Raw genomic sequence first — 24,146 nt, forward strand, 5'->3', positions numbered from 1 at the left:
AAGCAGGGCCAACTCAGGTAGAATGCGCCCCCGGTTTTTGGAGAAGATCATGACCCTGCTCAAATTAAGCGATGTGTCCCTTGCGTTCGGCGCCATGCCGTTGCTGGACAAGGTGTCCTGGCAGATCGCCCGTGGTGAGCGGGTCTGCATCATCGGCCGCAACGGCACAGGCAAGTCGAGCATGCTGCGCCTGGTCAAGGGCGACCAGAAGCCTGATGAGGGCGACGTATGGCGTGCCCCGGGGCTGAAGATCGGCGAGTTGCCGCAGGAGCTGCCGGTGGCCGACGGTCGGACCGTGTTCGACGTGGTGGCCGAAGGCCTGGACGGGGTTGGCGCCTTGCTCGCCGAGTACCACCACCTGAGCCAGAACATCCACACCGATGCCGACCTGGAAAAGCTCATGCACGTGCAGAGCGACCTGGAAGCGCGTGATGGCTGGCGCCTGCAGCAACTGGTGGACAGCACCCTGAGCCGCCTGCAACTGCCGGCCGACAAGACCCTGGCCGAGCTGTCCGGTGGCTGGCGCCGGCGCGTGCTGCTGGCCCAGGCGCTGGTGTCCGAGCCTGACCTGCTGCTGCTCGACGAGCCGACCAACCACCTGGACATTGGCGCCATCGCCTGGCTGGAAGATGCCCTGAGCGGTTTTGGCGGCGCCGTGCTGTTCATTACCCACGACCGGTCCTTCCTGCAGAACCTGGCCACGCGCATTCTGGAGCTGGACCGTGGCGGCCTGATCGACTGGAACGGCGACTACGCCAGCTTCCTTGTGCACAAGGAAGCCGCGCTGGCCGCCGAAGAGACCGCCAACGCACTGTTCGACAAGAAACTGGCCCAGGAAGAAGTGTGGATTCGCCAGGGCATCAAGGCTCGGCGTACCCGCAACGAAGGCCGCGTACGTGCACTCAAGGCCCTGCGCGTCGAGCGCAGCGAGCGCCGCGAGCGTCAGGGCAAGGCCAACATCCTGCTCGATGTGGCAGAGAAGTCCGGCAAGCAGGTGATGGTGCTGGAGAACGTGAGTTTCGCCCATCCGGGTGGCCCGTTCCTGGTCAAGGACTTTTCCATGGTGCTGCAGCGCGAAGACCGCATCGGCCTGCTGGGCGCCAACGGTACCGGCAAGACCACGTTGCTCAAGCTGATGCTGGGCGACCTGGAGCCGAGCGAAGGCAAGGTGGAGGCGGGTACACGAATCGAAGTCGCATACTTCGACCAGTTGCGCCATCAGCTGGACCTGGAAAAGACCGTTATCGAGAACATGGCCGAAGGGCGTGACTTCATCGAGATCGATGGCCAGAACCGCCATGTGCTGAGCTATCTGGGTGACTTCCTGTTCAGCCCGCAGCGTGCGCGTACGCCGGTCAAGGCGTTGTCCGGGGGCGAGCGTGCGCGCCTGCTGTTGGCCAAGCTGTTCAGCAAGCCGGCCAACCTGCTGGTACTGGACGAACCGACCAACGACCTGGATGTCGAGACCCTGGAACTGCTCGAAGAAGTGCTTGCCGGCTTCAAGGGCACCGTGCTGATGGTCAGCCACGACCGGGCCTTCCTCGACAACGTGGTGACCAGCACCCTGGTGTTCGAGGGCGAGGGCAAGGTGCGCGAGTACGTGGGCGGTTATCAGGACTGGATCCGTCAGGGCGGTTCGCCGAAGTTGCTTGGCGTCTCCGAGAGCAAATCGGGCAAGTCCGAGCTCAATACCGCGGTGGTCGAAGCCGCGCCTGAGCCGGTGGCGGTACCTGTGGCGAGCGAGAGCAAGAAGAAGCTCAGCTACAAGCTGCAGCGCGAGCTGGAGGCATTGCCAGGGCAGATCGATGCGCTGGAGCAGAAGATGGCGGCCGTGCAGGCGCAGATTGCCGATGCAGGCTTCTATCAGCGCCCGATCGACCAGACCTCCGCCGTGCTGGCGAACCTCGAGCAGTTGCAAGGTGAGCTGGACGCGCTGGTGGAGCGCTGGGCCGAGCTGGACAGCTGATGAGCGCAAGGCCCGCTGTGCAGAACAGCGGGCCTTGTGGTTTTACTCGGCTTTTTTCTGCAGGCGTACCGCCAGCACATCGCACGGTGCGCCATGCAGCACGTCATTGGCGGTGGAGCCCAGCAGCAGCGCCAGGCCGTGACGGCCATGACTGCCGACCACGATCAGGTCGCACTTCTGGTCCTTGGCCAACTGGTGGATTTCCTGGCGTGGCTGGCCGTAGGTCAGGTGGGAATCGCCGCGATTGATCTCCGGATACTTGTTGAACAGCCGGTCCATGCGTTCCTTGGCTTGATCGAATTGCTGCTGCTGCAGTTGCGACAGGTCCATCGGCACGTCGCCGCCAAAGGCCATGGCCATCGGTTCCACGATGTGCACCAGCGAGACCTTGGTGCTGCCAGCGCTGGCAATTTCCTTGGCGCGCTTGATCACCGGGTCGCATTCTTCGGTCAGGTCGACGGCGACCAGAATATGTTCGTAGGGCATGAGGGGCTCTCCTGACAATCGCGATAGTTAAAGTATGGTCGGTTTCAGGCTGATCGCATCCAGGTGGCTAACCAGCTCATTTGCAAAGTGTTTATAGGAATAACAGATATGACGGTCTGGGTAGTAGTGTCAATCCTTGCGCTGATTCTCAGCCCCATGGTCTGGCTGTTGCCGTCGCGCCGAACCAGCGGGCGCATGGCGCTGCGTCTGGAGGCCAGGCGCATGGGGTTGGCGATGCAGCTCAAGGCCCAGGCCTGGCCGCACTGGCTGCCCGAAGAGCCGCCCCACACCTGCGCTCAGTTCCATTGCGCGCGGCGTCGCGGGCGCAGCGACAGCTGGAGCTACTTTCAGGTGGCGCCCGGTGTGTGGCACAACCAGTGGCAGGAAGCCTGCGTGGATGAACGCGTGTTGCAGCACCTGGCGCGCCTGCCCGAGAGTGTCTACAAGGTCGAGGCCGATACCCAGATGGTCGCGGTTTGCTGGGGTGAGAAGGGGGATACGGCTGTGTTGCAGAATATTGCGCAACTGCTGAAGGAGCTGGCGTGAGATGAGCGTCGAACCCCTCGCCGGCCTTTCCGGCCAAGGGGCTCGAGCAGATGCAGCAGAATAAAAAGGCCAGGCAGGCCGGAAATCTTTCAACACGCCCTCAGTGTAGCCATTCCCGTTTATCCCGCCTCCCGCTCCCCGCAGTTTCGACGCCAATCACCTACATGAATGTTCATCGATCACTGTCATCGTGGTTTGGCCTCGGCGCGCGCAAAATGACCGGAAAGTCGCGTTTTGCCGGTACTTAAGGGTATTTGACAACGGCAGTCTTTTCGGTGAATGTGTGCGTACCCAAATCAAACGGGCGTATGAATTGAGCGTTTGTATGTCAGAAGACGCTTACAGAATCCCGACTATCGCGCTGACGGGTGTGCCTGGTGCAAGCGTTCGCACCAGCGTTTGGCGTGTACAGTTCAGCTTCCATATCGTGGAGATCAGTTGATGATTTACGAAGGTAAAGCCATCACGGTTAAGGCTCTTGAAAGCGGCATCGTCGAACTGACGTTCGACCTCAAGGGTGAGTCCGTCAACAAGTTCAACCGTCTTACCCTGAACGAATTGCGTCAGGCCGTAGACACCATCAAGGCAGATGCGTCGATCAAGGGTGTGATCGTCAGCAGCGGCAAGGACGTGTTCATTGTCGGCGCCGACATCACCGAATTCGTCGACAACTTCAAGCTGCCTGATGCAGAGCTGGTTGCAGGCAACCTCGAAGCCAACAGGATCTTCAGCGATTTCGAAGACCTCGACGTCCCGACGGTCGCCGCGATCAACGGCATTGCCTTGGGCGGCGGCCTGGAAATGTGCCTGGCGGCGGACTTCCGTGTCATGTCCAGCAAGGCCAAGATCGGCCTGCCTGAAGTCAAGCTGGGCATCTATCCGGGCTTCGGCGGCACCGTGCGCCTGCCGCGCCTGATCGGCGCCGACAATGCCATCGAGTGGATTGCCGCCGGCAAGGAAAACCGCCCTGAAGACGCACTGAAAGTCGGTGCGGTCGATGCGGTGGTCGAACCCGAAAAGCTGCAGGAAGCAGCGCTGGAGCTGGTCAAGCGGGCCATCAGTGGCGAACTGGACCACAAGGCCAAGCGCCAGCCCAAGCTGGAGAAGCTCAAGCTCAACGCCATCGAGCAGATGATGGCGTTCGAAACCGCCAAGGGCTTCGTCGCCGGTCAGGCCGGCCCGAACTACCCGGCCCCGGTCGAGGCGATCAAGACCATCCAGAAGGCCGCGAACTTCGGTCGCGACAAGGCGCTGGAAGTCGAGGCCGCCGGCTTCGTCAAGCTGGCCAAGACCTCTGCCGCACAGAGCCTGATCGGCCTGTTCCTGAATGACCAGGAATTGAAGAAAAAGGCCAAGGCCTATGACGAGATCGCCCAGGACGTGAAGCAGGCCGCCGTGCTCGGTGCCGGCATCATGGGCGGCGGCATCGCCTACCAGTCGGCGTCCAAGGGCACGCCGATCCTGATGAAGGACATCAACGAACACGGTATCGAACAGGGCCTGGCCGAAGCCGCCAAGCTGCTGGTCAGCCGCGTCGACAAAGGTCGGATGACGGCTGCGAAAATGGCCGAAGTCCTCAACGGCATTCGCCCGACCCTGTCCTATGGCGACTTCGGTCACGTCGACCTGGTGGTCGAAGCGGTCGTCGAGAACCCCAAGGTCAAGCAGGCCGTGCTGGCTGAAGTCGAAGATCAGGTCAAGGCGGACACCATTCTTGCCTCGAACACCTCGACCATTTCCATCAGCCTGTTGGCCAAGGCGCTCAAGCGCCCGGAAAACTTCGTCGGCATGCACTTCTTCAACCCGGTACACATGATGCCGCTGGTGGAAGTGATCCGTGGCGAGAAATCCAGCGAGCTGGCAGTCGCCACCACCGTGGCCTACGCCAAGAAGATGGGCAAGAACCCGATCGTGGTCAACGACTGCCCGGGCTTTCTGGTCAACCGCGTGCTGTTTCCGTACTTCGGCGGTTTCGCCAAGCTGGTGAGCGCGGGCGTGGACTTCGTGCGCATCGACAAGGTCATGGAGAAGTTCGGTTGGCCGATGGGCCCGGCGTACCTGATGGATGTGGTCGGCATCGACACCGGCCACCATGGTCGTGACGTGATGGCTGAGGGTTTCCCGGACCGCATGAAGGACGACCGTCGCTCGGCCGTGGACGTGCTCTACGAAGCCAAGCGCCTGGGCCAGAAGAACGGCAAGGGCTTCTATGCCTACGAGACCGACAAGCGCGGCAAGCAGAAGAAGGTTGCCGACCCGTCGGTGCTCGAAGTGCTCAAGCCGATCGTGTTCGAGCAGCGCGAGGTCACGGACGAAGACATCATCAACTGGATGATGATCCCGCTGTGCCTGGAAACCGTGCGTTGCCTGGAAGACGGCATCGTCGAAACGGCAGCCGAGGCCGACATGGGCCTAGTCTACGGTATCGGTTTCCCTCCGTTCCGTGGCGGTGCGCTGCGTTACATCGACTCGATCGGTGTGGCCGAGTTCGTTGCCCTGGCTGACCAGTACGCCGATCTGGGCGCGCTGTACCACCCCACCGAGAAGCTGCGCGAGATGGCCAAGAACGGCCAGCGCTTCTTCGGTTAAGCGCCCAACGACTAGAGCGAGAATATTGTATGAGCTTGAATCCAAGAGATGTCGTGATTGTCGACTTCGGTCGTACTCCGATGGGCCGCTCCAAGGGTGGCATGCACCGTAACACCCGCGCCGAAGACATGTCGGCGCACCTGATCAACAAGCTGCTGGAGCGCAACGCCAAGGTCGATCCGAGTGAAGTCGAAGACGTGATCTGGGGTTGCGTCAACCAGACCATGGAGCAGGGCTGGAACATCGCCCGCATGGCTTCACTGATGACCAGGATCCCGCACACCGCAGCCGGCCAGACCGTCAGCCGCCTGTGCGGCTCGTCGATGAGTGCGCTGCACACCGCTGCCCAGGCCATCATGACCGGCAACGGTGATGTGTTCGTGATCGGCGGGGTGGAACACATGGGCCACGTCAGCATGATGCACGGTGTCGATCCGAACCCGCACATGTCGCTGCACGCCGCCAAGGCCTCGGGCATGATGGGCCTGACCGCCGAAATGCTTGGCAAGATGCACGGCATCAGCCGTGAGCAGCAGGACGCCTTTGGCCTGCGTTCGCACCAGCTCGCTCACAAGGCGACGGTCGAAGGCAAGTTCAAGGATGAGATCATCCCGATGCAGGGCTATGACGAGAACGGTTTCCTCAAGGTCTTCGATTACGACGAGACCATTCGTGCGGACACCACTCTGGAAAGCCTGGCGGCCCTCAAGCCTGCGTTCAACCCCAAGGGTGGGACCGTGACGGCGGGTACGTCGTCGCAAATCACCGATGGCGCTTCGTGCATGATCGTGATGTCGGCCCAGCGCGCCCAGGACCTGGGCATCCAGCCGCTGGCAGTGATCCGCTCGATGGCCGTGGCCGGTGTCGACCCTGCGATCATGGGCTACGGTCCTGTGCCAGCGACCCAGAAAGCCCTCAAGCGTGCGGGCCTGAGCATTGCCGATATCGACTTCTTCGAGCTCAACGAAGCCTTCGCTGCACAGGCCCTGCCGGTGCTCAAGGATCTGAAAGTGCTCGACAAGATGAATGAGAAGGTTAACCTGCACGGCGGCGCAATCGCCCTGGGTCATCCTTTTGGTTGCTCCGGTGCACGGATTTCCGGCACGCTGCTCAATGTCATGAAGCAGAATGGCGGGACCTTGGGCGTGTCGACCATGTGCGTCGGCTTGGGCCAGGGGATCACCACCGTCTTCGAACGCGTGTAAGCGTTTCGTTGTCGCAAGCCGGGGCCCTGTGCCCCGGTTTTTGTTTTTTGCAGATTTTTTTCAAGAGGGTGGGAGCATGCAGATACAACCAGGCGTATACCGGCATTACAAAGGGCCTGAGTATCGTGTGTTCGGTGCCGCGCGCCATTCCGAGACCGAGGAGTGGGTGGTGTTCTACCAGGCCCTGTACGGTGATTTCGGGCTGTGGGTGCGCCCCTTCTCGATGTTCACCAGCACGGTCGAGGTTGACGGCGAACAGGTGCCGCGCTTTGCTTTGGTCAAGGCCGAAAGCGAGCTGTTTTCGCGCCCCGATGCACACGGCGGCTGAACTTCGGCGCTTGACCTCACTCTGTTGCCACTATATATAGCGGTGCCACGTCAGGTACCTGCCGTGTTTTTATTTTCGTTATTCAGGAATTTTCCGATCCATGGGCAAATCGCTGGTCATTGTGGAATCCCCGGCTAAGGCCAAGACCATCAACAAGTACCTGGGCAACCAGTACGTGGTGAAGTCGAGTATCGGCCATATCCGAGACCTGCCCACCAGCGGTTCCGCGAGCAAGGAGCCTGCTGCCAAGCGCGGCAAGGCTGCTGCCGGCGAGGCACCCGCGCTGTCGCCTAAGGAAAAGGCACGCAAGCAGCTGGTGGCGCGCATGGGCGTCGACCCCGATCACGGCTGGAAGGCCAAGTACGAGATCCTTCCGGGCAAGGAAAAGGTCATCGAGGAGTTGCGCCGCCTGGCCAAGGATGCCGACACCATCTATCTCGCAACCGACTTGGATCGCGAGGGGGAAGCCATTGCCTGGCACCTGCGCGAAGCCATTGGTGGGGATGACAGCCGCTACAAGCGCGTGGTGTTCAACGAAATCACCAAGAAGGCCATCCAGGAGGCCTTCTCCCAGCCGGGCGAGCTGGATATCGACCGTGTCAATGCACAGCAGGCGCGTCGCTTCCTCGACCGCGTGGTGGGCTACATGGTCTCGCCACTGCTGTGGCAGAAGATCGCCCGTGGCCTGTCCGCTGGCCGGGTACAGTCGGTGGCGGTGAAGCTGGTGGTGGAGCGCGAGCGTGAAATCCGTGCCTTCATCCCTGAAGAATACTGGGAAGTGCACGCCGACCTGGGCACTGCCAAGGACGCCAAGGTGCGCTTCGAAGTGGCCCGTCACAACGGCGAAGCGTTCAAGCCGCTGAACGAAGCCCAGGCCATGGCCGCGCTGGAGAAGCTCAAGGCTTCCAGCTACACCATCGCCAAGCGTGAAGACCGTCCCACCAGCAGCAAGCCGTCTGCGCCGTTCATCACCTCGACCCTGCAGCAGGCGGCGAGCAACCGCCTGGGCTTCGGCGTGAAGAAGACCATGATGATGGCCCAGCGTCTGTACGAGGCTGGCTACATCACCTACATGCGTACCGACTCGACCAACCTCTCGGTCGATGCGGTGGAAATGGCCCGTAGCTACATCGAAAGCGAATTCGGCAAGAAGTACCTGCCCGAAGCGCCGATCGTGTACGGCAGCAAGGAAGGCGCCCAGGAGGCGCACGAAGCGATTCGCCCCTCGGACGTCGCTACCCATCCGACCAAGCTCAGCGGCATGGAGCGTGATGCAGAGCGTCTGTACGAACTGATCTGGCGCCAGTTCCTGGCCTGCCAGATGCCACCGGCGCAGTACCTGTCGACCACCGTCAGCGTAACCGCTGGCGAGTACGAGTTGCGTGCCAAGGGCCGTATCCTCAAGTTCGACGGCTACACCCGTGTACTGGCGCAGCAGAGCAAGCCTGGCGACGACGACGTATTGCCGGAAATGAACCAGGGTGAAGTGCTCAAGCTGATCAAGCTCGACCCTAGCCAGCACTTCACCAAACCGCCGGCCCGCTTCTCTGAAGCCAGCCTGGTCAAGGAGATGGAAAAACGCGGTATCGGTCGCCCGTCGACCTATGCAGCGATCATCTCGACCATCCAGGACCGTGGCTATGTGACCCTGCACAACCGCCGCTTCTACTCCGAGAAGATGGGCGATATCGTCACCGAGCGTCTGTCCGAAAGCTTCTCCAACCTGATGGACTACGGCTTCACTGCCGGCATGGAAGAGAACCTCGACGACGTGGCTCAGGGTGAGCGTGACTGGAAAAACGTGCTGGACGAGTTCTATGGCGATTTCAGCAGCAAGCTGAAGCTGGCCGAGGACGCCGAGAAGGGCATGCGCGCCAACCAGCCGACCCCGACCAACATCGCCTGCAAGGAATGCGGTCGTCACATGATGATTCGTACCGCCTCCACCGGTGTGTTCCTCGGTTGCTCGGGTTACAGCCTGCCGCCCAAAGAACGTTGCAAGGCCACCGTGAACCTGGTGCCGGGCGACGAGATCGCGGCTGACGACGAGGGTGAATCCGAGTCGCGCGTACTGCTGGGCAAGCACCGCTGCCCGATCTGCTCCACGGCGATGGACGCTTACCTGCTGGACGAGAAGCACAAGCTGCACATCTGCGGTAACAACCCGGATTGCACCGGCTACGAAATCGAAGAAGGCAGCTACCGCATCAAGGGCTATGAAGGCCCGAGCCTTGAGTGTGACAAGTGTGGTAGCGAGATGCAGCTCAAGACCGGCCGTTTCGGCAAGTTCTTCGGCTGTACCAATGCCGAGTGCAAGAACACCCGCAAGCTGCTCAAAAGCGGCGAAGCGGCGCCGCCGAAGATGGATGCGGTGAAGATGCCGGAGCTCAAGTGCGAGAAGGTCAACGACACCTACGTGCTGCGTGATGGTGCCTCGGGCTTGTTCCTGGCTGCCAGCCAGTTCCCGAAAAACCGCGAGACCCGCGCACCGCTGGTGATGGAGATCGTGCCGCACAAGGATGAGATCGATCCGAAGTACCACTTCCTGTGTGAAGCGCCGAAGAAGGACCCGGACGGCCGCCCGACCGTGATCCGCTACAGCCGCAAGACCAAGGAGCAGTACGTGCAGACCGAGGTCGAAGGCAAGCCTACCGGCTGGCGTGCGTTCTACGACGGCAAGGCGTGGAAGGTGGAAGACAAGCGCTAGGCGATAGCTGATGGGCACAAGGCCGCGTGTGCAATCCGAAAGGTTTGCAGGCGCGGCCTTTTTTGCAGGTGTCAGGCGGGGCGCTCGCGGTATTTCTGCTTGCGCCCCCGCAATCCATCGCAGAAACTGATCTACCCGCCGTGCAGTCTTTCGGAGCGCGCCTCGATGGCCCAGGAACTCTATACCCGCACCAATCAGAAACTCTATTTCGCGGGCCTGGCCCTGGAAGCGCTGGGCAAGGCGCAGGACAGCCGCGCAATGAACGCCCAGGCGCTGATCCAGGCCGAACGAGAGTCTGCGCTGTTCCACTTGTACGGTGCCCTGCTCGGGCTGTGCCATGAAATCGCCGGTTACTATCGCCTGCCGCAGGCCGGTGCTGCGCGTGCCGAGCAATTGCTGACGCGCGAAGTACTGGCCACCATCGCCATTCCAGAAATGGCCGAGTTGGTAGAGCTGGCCGAACAGTCAGAAACCTGGCTGGCGCAACTGCTCAGGGCTTATGCCGATTTGTTCCGACCGCCGGTCGCGCTAAAAGCGCCCAAAGGCGACGTGACGCAGCCCTTGATTCAGGCGGTAAGCCTGGATGAAGCCGAGGTGGCAGCGCTGTCGCGCGAAGAGCTGGAAAGCTGGCGGCAGAACCTCAAGCGGCTGACGGTACGTTTTCGCGAGGGCCTGAGTGAGTGCTGATCGTGCCAGTGGCTGGTACAATGCCGCCTTTCCTGGAGAACAGTCTTATATGCCCACGTCCTTTCTAGAAATTGTCGAGTTGCCTGATGGTCGCATCGAGCTGCGCCGCGCTGAGGACGAGGGTTCGTTGGTAACCCTGGATTTTTCGGAGGACGCCAAGGCGTTCCTGCAGGGTCAACACGTTGAAGTGGCCAAGGCCATGCTCAGTGTCGGCGTGCAAATGGCTGGCAAGCTGGTGGAAGGCGAGGTCGAGCACGAGCATGAGGGCCCGCGGGTCCTGCACTGATCGTCAGTACCAGGCTTCCTCGTCCTGAGGAAGCCCGCTGCATACCCTTTGATGGTGACGCGAATATCAGCCCAGGCGGATGTTCAGGCTCTGCGCATCCCCTGCACGCGCGGCGTTGGTCAATTGCAGGCGAGCGCCGCTGCCCACTGGGTTGAACCAGGTTACCACCGTATGGCTGCGGCCCAGGCGCAGGGCGTCGCAGGCCAGTTGCAGTGCGCTCTGGTTGCCGCGTGGCTGCAGCAGCAGGATACGTTCGCGGTTGAGCCCGGCATCGCGCAACCAGGCCTGGGTGAGGCTGGCGGGTGGGGCGATCAGGGTCAGCCAGCGGACGTCCTGCTCCTCGCTCAGTTCGCTCAGGTCACGCAGTACCGGGGCCAGCAGGCTTTGGCAGTGCTCCAGTGCGCCACGCAGGGACAATTCGCTGAACGCTTGCGGCTTGCTGCTCTGCCGGGCGGGTGCCTTGGCCTTGACGCGTGGCAGTACCGGCTGCGCCAGGAATGCTTCGAACAAAGGCAACTGTGCTTGCTGTGGTGCATGGGGAAACTGCATGACGCCTCCTTATTAGCGGCGGATAACGCCGACGCTCAAGCCCTCGATCACCAGGTCCTGTTCTTTCAGGTTGACTTCGATGGGGGCGAATTCGGGGTTCTCGGCGATCAGCCAGACTTTATTGCCTTCACGTTTGAAGCGCTTGACCGTGACTTCGTCACCCAGGCGGGCTACGACTATTTGACCATTGCGCGCTTCGCGGCAGGTGTGTACGGCCAGCAGGTCGCCGTCGACGATGCCGACGTCGCGCATGCTCATGCCATGCACACGCAGCAGGTAGTCGGCACGCGGGTGGAAGAACGCCGGGTTGATGTTGCACGACTCCTCGATGTGCTGCTGCGCCAGAATCGGTGCGCCAGCGGCCACGCGGCCGATGATCGGCAGGGCGTTGTCATCGGATTTGCTTTCAAGGCCCGGGATGCGGATGCCGCGCGAGGCGCCAGGGGTCATCTCGATCGCGCCCTTGCGGGCCAGGGCCTTGAGGTGCTCTTCTGCGGCATTGGGGGACTTGAACCCCAGCTCCTGGGCGATTTCCGCGCGGGTCGGCGGGAAGCCGTTGTCTTCAAGGCAGCGCTTGATGAAAGCCAGAATCTCAGCTTGGCGTGGCGTCAGTTTTAGCATGTCGATCGCTCTGTCTTTTTATACAGTGACTGGGATTATATACAGTGATAGCGGCAAGCTACAAGCCACATGCTGCCCGCGCGTCTGCCCAGCGTGTTGCGTGCAGCTTGTAGCTTGCCGCTGCCTTCAATACCATGACCTGCCGGGCATAAAGCGGCTGTACGTACTTGACAGAACAGTGCCTTGAAACGTATGTTTCAAACAAGTGTTTGTCAGGCGGAAAAGTCATGGCCCAGTCGGAAACCGTTGAACGCATTCTCGATGCTGCCGAGCAGTTGTTCGCGGAAAAAGGGTTTGCCGAAACCTCGTTGCGGCTGATCACCAGCAAGGCCGGGGTCAACCTGGCAGCAGTAAACTATCATTTCGGTTCGAAGAAGGCGCTGATTCAGGCGGTCTTCTCGCGTTTCCTCGGGCCCTTCTGCCAGAGCCTTGAGCGCGAGCTCGAGCGGCGCCAGGCGCGCCCCGAGCACAAACCCACGCTTGAAGAACTGCTGGAAATGCTGGTCGAGCAGGCGCTGGTGGTGCAGCCGCGCAGCGGTAACGACCTGTCTATCTTCATGCGCCTGCTGGGCCTGGCCTTCAGCCAGAGCCAGGGCCACCTGCGCCGTTACCTTGAAGACATGTACGGCAAGGTGTTCCGCCGCTACATGCTGCTGGTCAACGAGGCGGCGCCGCAGATCCCGCCTATCGAGCTGTTCTGGCGCGTGCACTTCATGCTCGGTGCGGCGGCGTTCAGTATGTCGGGCATCAAGGCGCTGCGCGCCATCGCCGAGACCGATTTCGGCGTCAATACCTCGATCGAGCAGGTGATGCGCCTGATGGTGCCGTTCCTGGCTGCCGGCATGCGTGCCGACAGCGGGGTCACGGATGAGGCGATGGCGGCTGCGCAGTTGCGCCCGCGCAGCAAGTCCACCCCGGTTGCGCCACTGGCCAAGGCTTAACTTCCCGACTGGGCGTCAACGGTAGCTTCGGCTAAGCTAGCGCCCATGCCTACTCTCGATTTGCTGCACATTTCTCTCGCCGATCAATGCCTCTATGGGTTCGCCCAGGGGCGTCTGGTCGTTCGTGTCGCGGTGTCCACCGCACTCAATGGTCCTGGTGAGCACAATGGCTCCGGCTGCACCCCGCGCGGGCGGCATCAGGTGCGTGCAAGAATCGGTGCCGGTCTGCCCCAGGGCGCCGTGTTGCGCGGCCGTCGCTGGACCGGCGAGACCTGGACACCCGCCTTGCACGAGCAGTTTCCCGGCCGCGACTGGATCCTTTCGCGCATCCTCTGGCTAAGTGGCTGCGAGCGCGGACGCAATCGCCTCGGGCCCGTGGATACGTTCCGTCGCTACATTTACCTGCACGGCACACCCGACAACGAACCGATGGGGGTGGCGCTGTCACACGGCTGCATACGTCTGCGCAATGCCGATCTGGTAGCCCTGTTCGATCAGGTGCCTGCACATTGCGCTGTGCAGATCGAAGAAGCCGCCTGCCCCGAGTGGGCAAGCGCGCCCCTCCCGCTGAAGGATCAATTATGAGTGTCAGCCTGCAAGGCTCCCTGATGGTGGATGTCGCCGGTACCTGGTTGACCCCCGAAGATCGCCACCTGTTGCGCCAGCCCGAAGTGGCCGGCCTGATCATCTTTGCCCGCAACATCGAATGCCCGCGCCAGGTGCGTGAGCTGAGTGCGTCTATTCGCGCCGTGCGCCCCGACCTGATCCTGGCGGTGGACCAGGAGGGCGGTCGCGTGCAGCGCCTGCGCCAGGGCTTCGTGCGGCTGCCGGCCATGCGCGCAATTGCCGATAACGCCAATGCCGAGTACCTGGCCGAGCAGTGTGGCTGGGTGATGGCGACAGAGGTGTTGGCAGTGGGCCTCGACCTGAGTTTCGCCCCCGTGCTGGACCTGGATCACCAGCGCAGTGCCGTGGTCGGCAGCCGTGCCTTCGAGGGCGACCCGCAACGTGCCGCGCTGCTGGCCGGCGCGTTCATCCGCGGCATGAACGCCGCCGGCATGGCAGCGTGCGGCAAGCACTTCCCTGGGCATGGCTGGGCCGAGGCGGACTCGCATGTGGCCATCCCTACCGATGAGCGCAGCCTGGAGCAGATCCGCGCGGCGGACCTCGTGCCGTTCACGCGCTTGAGCAGGCAGCTTGCGGCGGTCATGCCGGCGCATGTGATCTACCCGCAGGTCGACAACCAGCCGGCCGGGTTCTCGCGGCGCTGGCTGCAGGACATCCTGCGTGGCGAGCTGGGCTTTGACGGGGTGATCTTCAGCGATGATCTGTCGATGGCCGGTGCGCATGTGGTGGGTGATGCGGCGAGCCGTATCGAGGCGGCCTTGAGTGCCGGTTGCGACATGGGGCTGGTGTGCAATGACCGCGCGGCAGCCGAGCTTGCGTTGTCGGCGGCGCAGCGATTGAAGGTCAAGCCGTCGCCGCGTATCGCGCAGATGCGCGGGCAGGCTTTTGCGCGTACGGATTACCGCGAGCAGCCGCGCTGGCTGGAGGCGCTCGGGGCGCTCAAAGAGGCGCAGTTGATCGATTAAGTGGGCTTTGGCTGGCCTTGCCCTTTCGCTGGCAAGCCAGCTCCCACAGGTACACCGCTGATTTCAAAGGGGTGGGCAACCTGTGGGAGCTGGCTTGCCAGCGAAGGGATCAACTTGACTTTGTGGCCTGACGCCTTCCCGGCAGCGGGGCAAACAGCGCGTCGATATCCTCGTCCGCCAGCTTCCAGTCCCCGGCATGGCGCCCGTCCAGCAGCCCGGCAGCCAGCGCCGCCTTCTCCTGTTGCAGCTTCTGGATCTTCTCTTCCACCGTTCCGCGTGTGATCAGCTTGTAGACGAACACCGGCTTGTCCTGGCCAATGCGGTACGCACGGTCGGTTGCCTGGTTCTCGGTGGCCGGGTTCCACCACGGGTCATAGTGGATCACCGTATCGGCCGCTGTCAGGTTAAGCCCGGTGCCCCCCGCTTTCAGGCTGATCAGAAACAGCGGGGTCTGCCGGGACTGAAATTGCTGCACGGGCGTGCGCCGGTCACGGGTTTCACCGGTCAGCAGGCTATAGCTCACGCCACGCTTGTGCAGTTCCTGCTCGATCAGCTCGAGCATCGAGGTGAACTGCGAGAACAGCAGGATGCGCCGGCCCTCGCTGAGTAGCTCGTCGAGCATCTGCATCAGGCTGGCCAGCTTGCCCTTTTCCGAATGCGTGGTGCGCGGCGTCATGCTTTTTACCAGGCGCAGGTCGCAGCACACCTGGCGCAGCTTGAGCAGCGCGTCGAGAATCACGATCTGGCTACGCGCCGCGCCGTTGCGGGTGATCTCCTCGCGCACCTTTTTATCCATCGCCACCCGCACCGTTTCGTAGGTGTCGCGCTGCGCATCGCTCAACTCGACCCAGTGCACGATTTCGGTCTTGGCCGGCAGCTCGCGTGCAACCTGTTCCTTGGTGCGGCGCAGCAGGAAAGGTCGCACCCGGGCCGCCAGGTGGGCCATGCGCTCGGCATCGCCGTGGCGTTCGATGGGGGTGCGGTAGTCGCGACTGAAACGCTTGCTGTCACCCAGCCAGCCGGGCAGCAGGAAGTGGAAGATCGACCACAGCTCGCCCAGGTTGTTCTCCATCGGCGTGCCGGTCAGGCAAAGGCGCTGGCCGGCCTGGATCTCGCGCGCGGCTTCGGCCGCCTTGCTGGTGGCGTTCTTGATGTTCTGCGCTTCGTCGAGAATCAGCAGGTGCCAGGGCCGCGCCGTGAAGTGCGCCAGGTCACGCGGCAGCAGGGCGTAGGTGGTGAGCACCAGGTCGTACTGGTCGATGTCGCCAAAATGCTTGCTGCGCCCGGCGCCGTGCAGCGCCAGCACCCGCAGTTGCGGGGTGAAATGCTGCGCCTCGTCGAGCCAGTTGGGAATCAGGCTGGTGGGCATCACCGCCAGTGCGGGGCGTTGCAGGCGGCCGGCATTTTTTTCGGTGAGCAGGTGTGCCAGGGTCTGCAGGGTCTTGCCCAGGCCCATGTCGTCGCCCAGGATGCCGCCCACTTCCAGTTCGCGCAGGGTCTGCAGCCAGTTCAGGCCTTCGAGCTGGTAGGGGCGCAAGGTGGCGTTCAGGCCTTCGGGTGCCGCCACATCCACCCGGTTGGATTCGCGCAGGCGTCGGGCAAAATCGCGCACCCGGTCGCCGCCGCGCCAGGTCATGGCCATGTCGTCGATGCTGCTCAGGCGCGCTGCATCCGGCGCAGCCAGGCGCAATGACGGGCCGCTGTCGTTGCCCAGGTACAGCTCGCCCAGCGTTGCCATCAGCGGCTTGATGCGCGCATACGGCAACGCCACGCGCAGTGCCGGGCTGTCGTGGCGTGCGCGATTGAGGTCGATCAGCAGGTGTTCGTCGTCGCCGCGCCGGGCCAGCTCGCTGGCGCGCAGCAGTTCCGGGTTGCTGCGCAGCAGGTGCAGCACGATGGGCAGCAGGCTGTGGCGCTGGCCGTTGACCACGATGCCCAGCTCCAGGTCGAACCATTCGCGCCCCGGTGCTTCCTCGACATCGGCATACCAGTGGTCGATGTCGTGCAGGTTGAAGGCGAAGTCGGGCTTGATCTCCACCTCCCAGCCGGCGTCACGCAATGCACCGATGCCCTGGCGAGCAAACTCGAGCCAGGTCTGGTCGTCGGCCATCTGCAGCATTTCGCCGGCCGTGTCGGGCAATGCCTTGCTCTGGCGGGTGGCGACGCTGAAGCCCATTTTCTTCAGGGTCTGGCGCAGCGTTGCTTCGGCATCGGGCTGGCGCTGGATGCGCTGGCGGATGCGGCCGTCGATGCGGATGATCTCGCTGTTGCTTCTGGCGCTGGTGCGCAGGCCGTCATAGGTGAATGCCAGTGCTGCGCGGTGTTGCAGTTGGCGTTGCATCTTGCCGGTCTTGGGCATGTAGGCGCTGAATTCGTAGCTGCCCAGGGTCAGGTGGGGGCGGGCAGGCACGTTCTCGATGATCTGGTCTTCGTAGGGTGGTGAAACGGTGTGCGACTCAGGCATCTGCGGCAGTGACGGGTTGTCCGTGAACCAGGCCATGAGGTGGTACAAGGCCGCTGCACAATGCTTGCAATCTGTTTTTACCGGGCAACTGCACTTGGCGATCAGGCGCGGGTAGGCGTCGTCCGTCACGCGCAAGGTCTGCCGGTAGACATTGCCGCCCGAGCCGCGGCAAATGGTGGTTGCACCTTCAGCGTCGACCGAAACGAGGGTGATGCGCTTTTCGTCCTCGTAACTGGAGCCTCTGGCGAGGACCCTGGGCCCGAACTGGTCGAGCCAGAAGTCATTCCCGAGGGCACGCTGCAGTGTGGTCAACATATCGCTACTGCTCCATCATCTCCGCTTCGGCGGGAGAGGTGGTGCGGGTGCCTGCAGCAATGACCTTGAACAGCACGGCCAGGTGCCCGCCATCGAGGAACGTCAGCTGGTTGTTCTTCACCGTGCTGTTGATCTGCTTGAGCTGTTCGCTCTGGATCACGCTGCCGTTGCCGTCGAGCTGGTTGACCCAGAAGTTGGCCTCGACCTCGATGAAGCGCCCTTGCTTGAGGCTGAAGTTGCCCTCGATCGGGAAGTGGCCGAACTGCTCCTGGCCTTCGCTGATGGCCACCCGCGCCGGTTCGCTGCCGACCTGCTGTTGCCAGGCCTTGTGCAGCAGCACGGTGTAGTTGCTGTCGGCTGCCAGTTTCTCGGCCTGGTCGGTCAGTACCGTTTTGCGCACGTCGTAGTCGCTGGGCGCCCTGGCACCCTGGCGCCAGTCTTCCGGGGCGAACTGGCTGGTGATTGCCGGCACGGCGTTCTGGCGCACCAGGAACATCTCGACCTGGTACTGGGTGTCGGCGAAGGCGGCCGGCGCGATCAGCGCCAGCAGCAGGGTCAAGCTACGAATTGCACGCATGGATCTTCCTTCAAGCGGTTTTCGGGGCGAGTCGTTCGAACAGCGCCTCCACAGTAGTAAAGCGTTCATCGGCGCGCTCCATGGGCACCATGAACTTGAACAGCGTCGCACCTTCGAACTTGTAGCGCTTGGGCTGGCCCTGGATCAGCTTGATCAGCACCAGCGGGTCGACCGGGGTTTCGGCTTCGAACTCGACGCGCCCGCCCTGCGGGCCGGCGTCGACCTTCTTGATGCCGAGTTTTTCTGCCTGCAGCTTGAGCAGGGTCAGGCGCACCAGGTTCTTGGTCGGCTCGGGCAGCAGGCCGAAGCGGTCGATCATTTCGACCTGCAGGTCCTTGAGGCCGTCTTCGTCGACCGCCGAAGCGATGCGCTTGTACAGGATCAGGCGGGCATGCACATCGGGAAGGTAGTCTTCGGGGATCAGCGCCGGCAGGCGCAGGTTGATCTCCGGGCCACCGCCCAGCGGCTGGTCGAGGTTGGGCTGGGTGCCTTTGCGAATGGCCTTGACCGCGCGCTCGAGCATTTCCATGTAAAGGGTGAAGCCCACCGCCTGGATCTGCCCGCTCTGGCCTTCGCCGAGCAGCTCGCCAGCGCCGCGGATCTCCAGGTCGTTGGTAGCCAGCACGAAGCCGGCGCCCAGGTCCTGGGTGTTGGCGATGGCTTCCAGGCGCTTCTCGGCGTCCGGGGTGATCTGCTGGCGTGGCGGGGTCAGCAGGTAGGCGTAGGCCTGGTGGTGGCTGCGGCCCACGCGCCCACGCAGTTGGTGCAACTGCGCCAGGCCGAACTTGTCGGCACGCTCGATGATGATGGTGTTGGCGCTCGGCACGTCGATGCCGGTCTCGATGATGGTCGAGGCGATCAGCACGTTGAAGCGCTTGTGGTAGAAGTCGCTCATGACCTGTTCGAGTTCACGTTCGCGCATCTGCCCGTGGCCGATGCCGATACGTGCCTCAGGCACCAGTTCGGCGAGGTCGGCGGCGCACTTCTCGATGCTCTTCACATCGTTGTGCAGGTAGTACACCTGGCCGCCACGCAACAGTTCGCGCAGCAGCGCTTCCTTGATGGTGCTCTTGTTCTGCTCCATCACGAAGGTGCGCACCGACAGCCGGCGCGCCGGCGGGGTGGCGATGATCGACAGGTCGCGCATGCCGGCCACAGCCATGTTCAGGGTGCGCGGGATCGGCGTGGCAGTGAGGGTGAGAATGTCGACTTCGCTGCGCAGGGCCTTGAGCTGTTCTTTCTGGCGCACGCCGAAACGGTGCTCTTCATCGATGATGACCAGGCCCAGGTCCTTGATCTTGACGTCGTCCTGCAACAGCTTGTGGGTGCCGATGACGATGTCGATCTTGCCTTCGGCAAGGTCGGCCACCGCGGCGCTGACTTCCTTGGCCGACTTGAAGCGGCTCATCACCTCCACGGTCACCGGCCAGTCGGCGAAGCGGTCGCGAAAGCTGTTGTAGTGCTGCTGGGCGAGCAGGGTGGTGGGCACCAGGATCGCCACCTGGCGACCACCGTGCACGGCAATGAAGGCCGCGCGCATGGCCACTTCGGTCTTGCCGAAACCGACGTCGCCGCACACCAGGCGGTCCATCGGCTTGGCGGCCAGCATGTCTTCGCGCACCGCCTCGATGGCCGATTGCTGGTCGGGGGTTTCCTCGAACGGGAAGCCGGCGCTGAAGGTGGCGTAATCCACTGACGGGTCGGCGAACGCGTAGCCTTTGCGTGCCGCACGGCGAGCATAGATGTCGAGCAGTTCGGCGGCCACGTCGCGCACCTGTTCGGCGGCCTTGCGCTTGGCTTTCTGCCAGGTCTCGGAGCCGAGCCGGTGCAGCGGGGCCAGGGCGTCGTCGCTGCCGGTGTAGCGAGCGATGAGGTGCAGGTTGGCCACCGGCACATACAGCTTGGCGTTCTCGGCGTATTCGAGGGTGAGGAACTCGGCGGCCTGGCCATCGATCTCCAGGGTCGCCAGTCCCAGGTAGCGGCCCACGCCGTGGTCGATGTGTACCACCGGGGCGCCTTCGCGCAGCTCGGTGAGGTTCTTGATCACGGCGTCGTTGTTGACGTCGCTGCGTTTTTCACGGCGCCGGCGCTGCATCACGCGCTGGCCGAACAGCGGGCTTTCGGCGATCAGTGCCAGTGCCGGGTCGTCCAGCAGCAGGCCGTCGTCCAGCGGGGCGATGGTGATCGCCAGTCGCTGCTTGCTCTTGACGAAGTCGTGCCAGCTGTCGACGGTGTGCGGGCGCAGCTTGAGGCGTTCGAGCAGCTCCAGCAGCACCTCGCGCCGCCCGGCGGACTCTGCGGTGAACAGTACGCGGCCGGGGAACTGCTCGAGAAAGCCCGACAGCGCCGCCAGCGGCTGGTTGGCCTTGGCCTGGATGGCCAGGTCGGGCAGCGTTTGCGCGGCGAAGCGCTCGCGCCCCGGGCCGCTGTCGATGTCGTCCTGGCTGACCACCACGCGCGGCCAGCCCTTGAGCCGGGCGAAGCAATCCTCCACCGGCATGAACAGCTCGGCAGGCGGTAGCAGCGGTCGGTTGGGGTCGATGCGACGCTCTTCATAGCGGTTGCGCACATCGCTCCAGAAGTGCTCGGCGGCCTGTTCCACGCCGGGCAGCGAAAACACCTGGGTGTTTTCGGGCAGGTAGTCGAACAGCGTCGAGGTGTCTTCGAAGAACAGCGGCAGGTAGTACTCGATGCCGGCGGGGATGATCCCGCTGGTGAGGTCCTGGAAGATCGTGCTGCGCCGGAAGTCCACGTCGAAGCGTTCGCGAAAGCGTGCCTTGAAGCGGGTCACTTCGTCTTTTTGCAGCGGGAACTCGCGTGCCGGCAGCAGGCGCACCGAGTCGACCTTGTCGATCGAGCGCTGGGTTTCCGGGTCGAAGGTGCGCAGGGTCTCGATCTCGTCATCGAACAGGTCGATGCGGTAGGGCAGCTTGCTGCCCATCGGGAACAGGTCGATCAGCGCCCCGCGCACGGCGAACTCGCCATGTTCGTACACGGTGTCGACGCAGCGGTAGCCGCTGGCCTCCAGGCGCGTGCGCATCTGCTCCACGTCGAGCTTCTGGCCGATGTCCAGCACCAGGCTGCTGCCCAGCAGGAAGCACGTGGGCGCCAGGCGGTGCAGCGCGGTGGTGATCGGCACCACCAGGATCCCGTGGTCCAGCTCCGGCAGCCGGTACAGGCTGGCGATACGCTGCGAGATGATGTCCTGGTGCGGCGAGAACAGGTCGTAGGGCAGGGTTTCCCAGTCGGGGAATGGCAGCACGGCCAGGTTCGGGGCGAAGAAGCGCAGCTCCTGCTCCAGCCGGTCGGCGCTCTGGCTGTCGGCGGTCAGCAGCAGGGTGAAGCGCTTCGCGGCGCTGGCAGCCTCGGCGATGGCCAGGCTCAGAGCGGCCCCGGGCAGGTTGCCCCAGGTGTGTTTGCCGGCAGTGGCCGGAAGGTGCGGTAGACGCAGAACAGGCACGGGAGGTCGAGCTCCAAGCGTTGCGACAAAACGCCGATTGTACCGGGCGCGGGGTGTTGCTGTCAGGTTTCAGCCAGCGGAATATCAAGTGCAAATCATGTAGTGCGCCAGTGGCGACAGGCGCTCATTGCTCGAAGCGACGCGGGGCGTCATAATGTAGCCCCTTTTTTCTGTCCCTACATGTGGAAGGTTCCCGTGACTCAGAAGCCCGACCAGTGTCTTGGTGAGTGGATCGATCGTGAAGCGCTTGCAGAAGCGATGATCCCGCTTATCGGTCAGCTCTACCGCAATAACAATGTGGTGAGCTCGATCTATGGCCGTAGCCTGATCAACCGTTCGGTGATCGCGATCCTCAAAGCCCACCGCTTTGCCCGTCATCGCCAGACCGACGAAACCGAACTGTCTGTCCACGAGACATTCCCCCTGCTCAAGGCCATGAGCGAACTCAAGCTGGGCGCCGCTTCTGTCGACCTGGGCAAGCTGGCCAACAAGTTCAAGCAAGAAGGCAGCGGCCGCAGCGCCGAGCAGTTCGTGCGTGAAGAAATGGCCGACGTGGTTGGCCAGCAGAACGCCTCTGCACGCAAGGGCACCGACGTGGTGCTGTACGGCTTCGGTCGTATCGGCCGCCTGCTGGCGCGCATCCTGATCGAGAAGACCGGTGGTGGCGACGGCCTGCGCCTGCGTGCGATCGTGGTGCGCAAGGGCGCCGAGAACGACCTGGTCAAGCGTGCCAGCCTGCTGCGCCGCGACTCGGTGCACGGCCCGTTCGATGGCACCATCACCATCGACGAAGAAAACAGCACCATCACCGCCAACGGCAACCTGATCCAGGTTATCTACGCCAAGAACCCGAGCGAAGTCGACTATACCCAGTACGGTATCGAGAACGCCCTGGTCGTGGACAACACCGGTGTATGGCGTGATGCCGACGGCCTGGGCCAGCACCTGGCCTGCCCGGGTGCCTCGCGCGTGATCCTTACCGCGCCGGGCAAGGGCGCGCTGAAGAACATCGTGCACGGCATCAACCACGGCGAAATCAGCCCGGACGACAAGATCATCTCGGCCGCTTCGTGCACCACCAATGCCATCGTGCCGGTGCTCAAGGCCGTGAACGACAAGTTCGGTATCGTCAACGGTCACGTTGAAACCGTTCACTCGTACACCAACGACCAGAACCTGATCGACAACTTCCACAAGGGCAGCCGCCGTGGTCGTTCCGCTGCGCTGAACATGGTCATCACCGAGACCGGTGCCGCCACTGCCGCCGCCAAGGCGCTGCCAGTGCTCAAGGGCAAGCTGACCGGTAACGCGATCCGTGTTCCGACGCCGAACGTGTCGATGGCGATCCTGAACCTGAACCTGGAAAAGGCCACCAGCCGCGAAGAGATCAACGAGTACCTGCGCCAGATGGCCATGCACTCGGACCTGCACAAGCAGATCGACTTCGTCAGCTCGCAGGAAGTGGTGTCCAGCGACTTCGTGGGTTCGCGCCACGCCGGTGTGGTCGACGCCGAAGCCACCATCTGCAACGACAACCGCGTTGTACTGTACGTCTGGTACGACAACGAATTCGGTTACAGCTGCCAGGTGGTACGTGTGATGGAAGACATGGCTGGGGTCAACCCGCCAGCCTTCCCACGCTAAGCTTTACGCTGCGTTGAAAAGACGGGAACCTTCGGGTTCCCGTTTTTTTTGCTTTGTAGGAGGTGCCGTTGAGGGGTGCATGGCGTGCAATGCTGGTGTCGGTGCTGGTGCTGGCCGGGTGCGAGCAGGAGGACTCGATCGAACGCATCAGCGGCCCGACCATGGGCAGCAGCTATACGGTGCAGTACGTGCGTAAGCGCGATGGTGCTGCACCTGAACAGGTGCGCAGTGAGGTCGAGGCCATTCTGCAAGGTATCGACCAGCGCTTTTCCACCTACCGCAGCGATTCGCTGGTTGGGCAGTTCAATCAGATGCCGGCCAACCGTTGCCAGCCGATGCCGGCCGATGTGCTGCAGCTGGTGCGTGTGGGCGAGCAATTGGCGCGCCAGAGCGAGGGTGCATTCGACCTCACCGTGGAGCCGTTGCTCGACCTGTGGGGCTTCGGCCCGCAGGCGCGTGCCGAGCAGGTGCCGGATGCACAGGCGTTGGCCGGGGTGCGTGAGCGCGTGGGCTACAGGCATCTGCGTATCGACGGCCAGCAGTTGTGCAAGGACGCTGCTGTGGAGGTGGATTTCAACAGCATTGCTGCCGGCCATGCGGTCGACCTGATCGTCGAGCGCCTGGGGGGCATGGGGCTCGACAGTTTTCTGGTGGAGGCCACCGGCGAGCTCAAGGCAGTGGGGCGCAAGCCCGATGGCAGCGCCTGGCGCATCGCGCTGGAGTTACCCCGTGACGACCTGCAGATTGCCCGGCAGGTCGTGCCTGTGGACGGTTACGGAGTGTCCACGTCGGGTGACTATCGCCACTATTTCAAGGACAATGGCCGGCGTTATTCGCATACCTTCGATGCGCGCCTGGGGCGGCCGGTGAGCCACGCACTGGCGTCGGTGACGGTGCTGGAGCCGGCGGCGCTGATGGCCGACGGGTATTCGACGCTACTGCTGATACTGGGGCCCGAGCGGGGCTGGTCGTATGCCCTCGAGCACGGTATTGCGGCGGTATTCGTCAGCCGGGTGGAGGATGGGTTCGTGGCCCGGGCCACGCCGGCATTCAACAAGATTGTGCAGCAATGAAACGCTTCGCCAGCGTTGCTGGCGAAGAGCACGTACATGTAGTGCAGAGAAAAATAGCCTACGACGCGACCAAGGGTTAATGTGCGCGGCGTTCAAGCTTGATTAGACTG

Annotated in this window: 19 protein-coding genes; 13 read left to right on the forward strand and 6 right to left on the reverse strand. The window is 62.9% G+C overall.

The window, feature by feature from the left end; genetic code table 11:
* Window positions 1–49 precede the first annotated feature (49 nt).
* On the forward strand, window positions 50–1,966 hold the full coding sequence (locus tag KUO17_RS10210; protein WP_217975445.1) for an ATP-binding cassette domain-containing protein: 1,917 nt from the start codon (window positions 50–52) through the stop codon (window positions 1,964–1,966).
* A 42-nt stretch (window positions 1,967–2,008) separates the two neighbouring features.
* Here the strand turns inward: KUO17_RS10210 and KUO17_RS10215 are convergent, their stop codons facing one another.
* Window positions 2,009–2,452: a universal stress protein gene (locus tag KUO17_RS10215; RefSeq protein ID WP_217975446.1), complete on the reverse strand. Its 444-nt coding sequence runs from the start codon at window positions 2,450–2,452 to the stop codon at window positions 2,009–2,011.
* Window positions 2,453–2,560: 108 nt separating this feature from the next.
* Here KUO17_RS10215 and KUO17_RS10220 point away from each other — a divergent pair, with 108 nt between their 5' ends.
* The 7 genes from KUO17_RS10220 to KUO17_RS10250 all read left to right on the forward strand — a co-directional run bounded on the left by KUO17_RS10220 (window position 2,561) and on the right by KUO17_RS10250 (window position 10,800).
* A complete protein-coding gene (locus KUO17_RS10220) occupies window positions 2,561–2,998 on the forward strand; it encodes a hypothetical protein (protein ID WP_217975447.1) in 438 nt (145 codons plus the stop codon).
* A 441-nt stretch (window positions 2,999–3,439) separates the two neighbouring features.
* The gene (fadB, locus tag KUO17_RS10225) at window positions 3,440–5,587 is read left to right on the forward strand and encodes a fatty acid oxidation complex subunit alpha FadB (RefSeq protein ID WP_217975448.1); all 2,148 of its coding nucleotides are present in this window, start codon (window positions 3,440–3,442) and stop codon (window positions 5,585–5,587) included.
* A 29-nt stretch (window positions 5,588–5,616) separates the two neighbouring features.
* Window positions 5,617–6,792, forward strand: a complete 1,176-nt coding sequence (gene fadA, locus KUO17_RS10230; RefSeq protein WP_217975449.1) for an acetyl-CoA C-acyltransferase FadA — start codon at window positions 5,617–5,619, stop codon at window positions 6,790–6,792.
* Between the two features lie 76 nt (window positions 6,793–6,868).
* Complete coding sequence (locus KUO17_RS10235; RefSeq protein WP_217975450.1) at window positions 6,869–7,120, forward strand: DUF1653 domain-containing protein; 252 nt, start codon at window positions 6,869–6,871, stop codon at window positions 7,118–7,120.
* A 100-nt stretch (window positions 7,121–7,220) separates the two neighbouring features.
* On the forward strand, window positions 7,221–9,827 hold the full coding sequence (gene topA / locus KUO17_RS10240) for a type I DNA topoisomerase (RefSeq protein WP_217975451.1): 2,607 nt from the start codon (window positions 7,221–7,223) through the stop codon (window positions 9,825–9,827).
* Window positions 9,828–9,992: 165 nt separating this feature from the next.
* A complete protein-coding gene (locus KUO17_RS10245) occupies window positions 9,993–10,514 on the forward strand; it encodes a DUF6586 family protein (protein WP_217975452.1) in 522 nt (173 codons plus the stop codon).
* Between the two features lie 49 nt (window positions 10,515–10,563).
* On the forward strand, window positions 10,564–10,800 hold the full coding sequence (locus KUO17_RS10250; protein ID WP_217975453.1) for a hypothetical protein: 237 nt from the start codon (window positions 10,564–10,566) through the stop codon (window positions 10,798–10,800).
* Window positions 10,801–10,866: 66 nt separating this feature from the next.
* Here KUO17_RS10250 and sulA read toward each other — a convergent pair whose 3' ends face one another.
* Entirely contained in the window at window positions 10,867–11,349 is a 483-nt protein-coding gene (gene sulA / locus KUO17_RS10255) for an SOS-induced cell division inhibitor SulA (RefSeq protein WP_217975454.1), read from the reverse strand.
* Window positions 11,350–11,361: 12 nt separating this feature from the next.
* Window positions 11,362–11,970, reverse strand: coding sequence for a transcriptional repressor LexA (gene lexA / locus KUO17_RS10260; RefSeq protein ID WP_217975455.1), 609 nt, complete (start codon window positions 11,968–11,970; stop codon window positions 11,362–11,364).
* A gap of 227 nt (window positions 11,971–12,197) precedes the next feature.
* Here lexA and KUO17_RS10265 point away from each other — a divergent pair, with 227 nt between their 5' ends.
* The 3 genes from KUO17_RS10265 to nagZ are packed head-to-tail and all read left to right on the forward strand — an operon-like array spanning window position 12,198 to window position 14,503.
* Window positions 12,198–12,911, forward strand: coding sequence for a TetR/AcrR family transcriptional regulator (locus KUO17_RS10265; protein ID WP_217975456.1), 714 nt, complete (start codon window positions 12,198–12,200; stop codon window positions 12,909–12,911).
* Between the two features lie 45 nt (window positions 12,912–12,956).
* On the forward strand, window positions 12,957–13,496 hold the full coding sequence (locus tag KUO17_RS10270) for a L,D-transpeptidase (RefSeq protein ID WP_217975457.1): 540 nt from the start codon (window positions 12,957–12,959) through the stop codon (window positions 13,494–13,496).
* Between the two features lie 8 nt (window positions 13,497–13,504).
* Window positions 13,505–14,503 carry a beta-N-acetylhexosaminidase gene (gene nagZ / locus KUO17_RS10275; RefSeq protein ID WP_217975541.1) on the forward strand — a complete coding sequence of 333 codons (999 nt, stop codon included), beginning with the start codon at window positions 13,505–13,507 and terminating at the stop codon, window positions 14,501–14,503.
* Window positions 14,504–14,612: 109 nt separating this feature from the next.
* Here nagZ and KUO17_RS10280 read toward each other — a convergent pair whose 3' ends face one another.
* Genes KUO17_RS10280 through mfd form a run of 3 tightly spaced genes read right to left on the reverse strand, consistent with a single transcriptional unit; the run spans window position 14,613 to window position 21,319 of the window.
* Entirely contained in the window at window positions 14,613–17,282 is a 2,670-nt protein-coding gene (locus KUO17_RS10280; RefSeq protein ID WP_217975458.1) for a DEAD/DEAH box helicase, read from the reverse strand.
* A 4-nt stretch (window positions 17,283–17,286) separates the two neighbouring features.
* Window positions 17,287–17,859: a CsiV family protein gene (locus tag KUO17_RS10285; protein WP_217975459.1), complete on the reverse strand. Its 573-nt coding sequence runs from the start codon at window positions 17,857–17,859 to the stop codon at window positions 17,287–17,289.
* 10 nt (window positions 17,860–17,869) lie between these two features.
* On the reverse strand, window positions 17,870–21,319 hold the full coding sequence (mfd, locus tag KUO17_RS10290; RefSeq protein ID WP_217975460.1) for a transcription-repair coupling factor: 3,450 nt from the start codon (window positions 21,317–21,319) through the stop codon (window positions 17,870–17,872).
* A 180-nt stretch (window positions 21,320–21,499) separates the two neighbouring features.
* Here mfd and KUO17_RS10295 point away from each other — a divergent pair, with 180 nt between their 5' ends.
* Entirely contained in the window at window positions 21,500–22,963 is a 1,464-nt protein-coding gene (locus KUO17_RS10295; protein ID WP_217975461.1) for a glyceraldehyde-3-phosphate dehydrogenase, read from the forward strand.
* An 89-nt stretch (window positions 22,964–23,052) separates the two neighbouring features.
* Entirely contained in the window at window positions 23,053–24,036 is a 984-nt protein-coding gene (locus tag KUO17_RS10300) for an FAD:protein FMN transferase (RefSeq protein WP_217975542.1), read from the forward strand.
* The last annotated feature ends 110 nt before the right edge of the window (window positions 24,037–24,146 follow it).

Origin of the sequence: Pseudomonas aegrilactucae (genome assembly GCF_019168305.1) — a bacterium.
Lineage (GTDB): Bacteria > Pseudomonadota > Gammaproteobacteria > Pseudomonadales > Pseudomonadaceae > Aquipseudomonas > Aquipseudomonas aegrilactucae.

Excerpts from the sequence above, each read along its gene's own strand:
- KUO17_RS10210 (WP_217975445.1), top strand. The coding sequence starts at position 50 with ATGACCCTGCTCAAATTAAGCGATGTGTCCCTTGCGTTCGGCGCCATG.
- KUO17_RS10215 (WP_217975446.1), bottom strand. The coding sequence starts at position 2,452 with ATGCCCTACGAACATATTCTGGTCGCCGTCGACCTGACCGAAGAATGC.
- KUO17_RS10220 (WP_217975447.1), top strand. The coding sequence starts at position 2,561 with ATGACGGTCTGGGTAGTAGTGTCAATCCTTGCGCTGATTCTCAGCCCC.
- fadB (WP_217975448.1), top strand. The coding sequence starts at position 3,440 with ATGATTTACGAAGGTAAAGCCATCACGGTTAAGGCTCTTGAAAGCGGC.
- fadA (WP_217975449.1), top strand. The coding sequence starts at position 5,617 with ATGAGCTTGAATCCAAGAGATGTCGTGATTGTCGACTTCGGTCGTACT.
- KUO17_RS10235 (WP_217975450.1), top strand. The coding sequence starts at position 6,869 with ATGCAGATACAACCAGGCGTATACCGGCATTACAAAGGGCCTGAGTAT.
- topA (WP_217975451.1), top strand. The coding sequence starts at position 7,221 with ATGGGCAAATCGCTGGTCATTGTGGAATCCCCGGCTAAGGCCAAGACC.
- KUO17_RS10245 (WP_217975452.1), top strand. The coding sequence starts at position 9,993 with ATGGCCCAGGAACTCTATACCCGCACCAATCAGAAACTCTATTTCGCG.
- KUO17_RS10250 (WP_217975453.1), top strand. The coding sequence starts at position 10,564 with ATGCCCACGTCCTTTCTAGAAATTGTCGAGTTGCCTGATGGTCGCATC.
- sulA (WP_217975454.1), bottom strand. The coding sequence starts at position 11,349 with ATGCAGTTTCCCCATGCACCACAGCAAGCACAGTTGCCTTTGTTCGAA.
- lexA (WP_217975455.1), bottom strand. The coding sequence starts at position 11,970 with ATGCTAAAACTGACGCCACGCCAAGCTGAGATTCTGGCTTTCATCAAG.
- KUO17_RS10265 (WP_217975456.1), top strand. The coding sequence starts at position 12,198 with ATGGCCCAGTCGGAAACCGTTGAACGCATTCTCGATGCTGCCGAGCAG.
- KUO17_RS10270 (WP_217975457.1), top strand. The coding sequence starts at position 12,957 with ATGCCTACTCTCGATTTGCTGCACATTTCTCTCGCCGATCAATGCCTC.
- KUO17_RS10280 (WP_217975458.1), bottom strand. The coding sequence starts at position 17,282 with ATGTTGACCACACTGCAGCGTGCCCTCGGGAATGACTTCTGGCTCGAC.
- KUO17_RS10285 (WP_217975459.1), bottom strand. The coding sequence starts at position 17,859 with ATGCGTGCAATTCGTAGCTTGACCCTGCTGCTGGCGCTGATCGCGCCG.
- KUO17_RS10295 (WP_217975461.1), top strand. The coding sequence starts at position 21,500 with ATGTGGAAGGTTCCCGTGACTCAGAAGCCCGACCAGTGTCTTGGTGAG.
- KUO17_RS10300 (WP_217975542.1), top strand. The coding sequence starts at position 23,053 with ATGCTGGTGTCGGTGCTGGTGCTGGCCGGGTGCGAGCAGGAGGACTCG.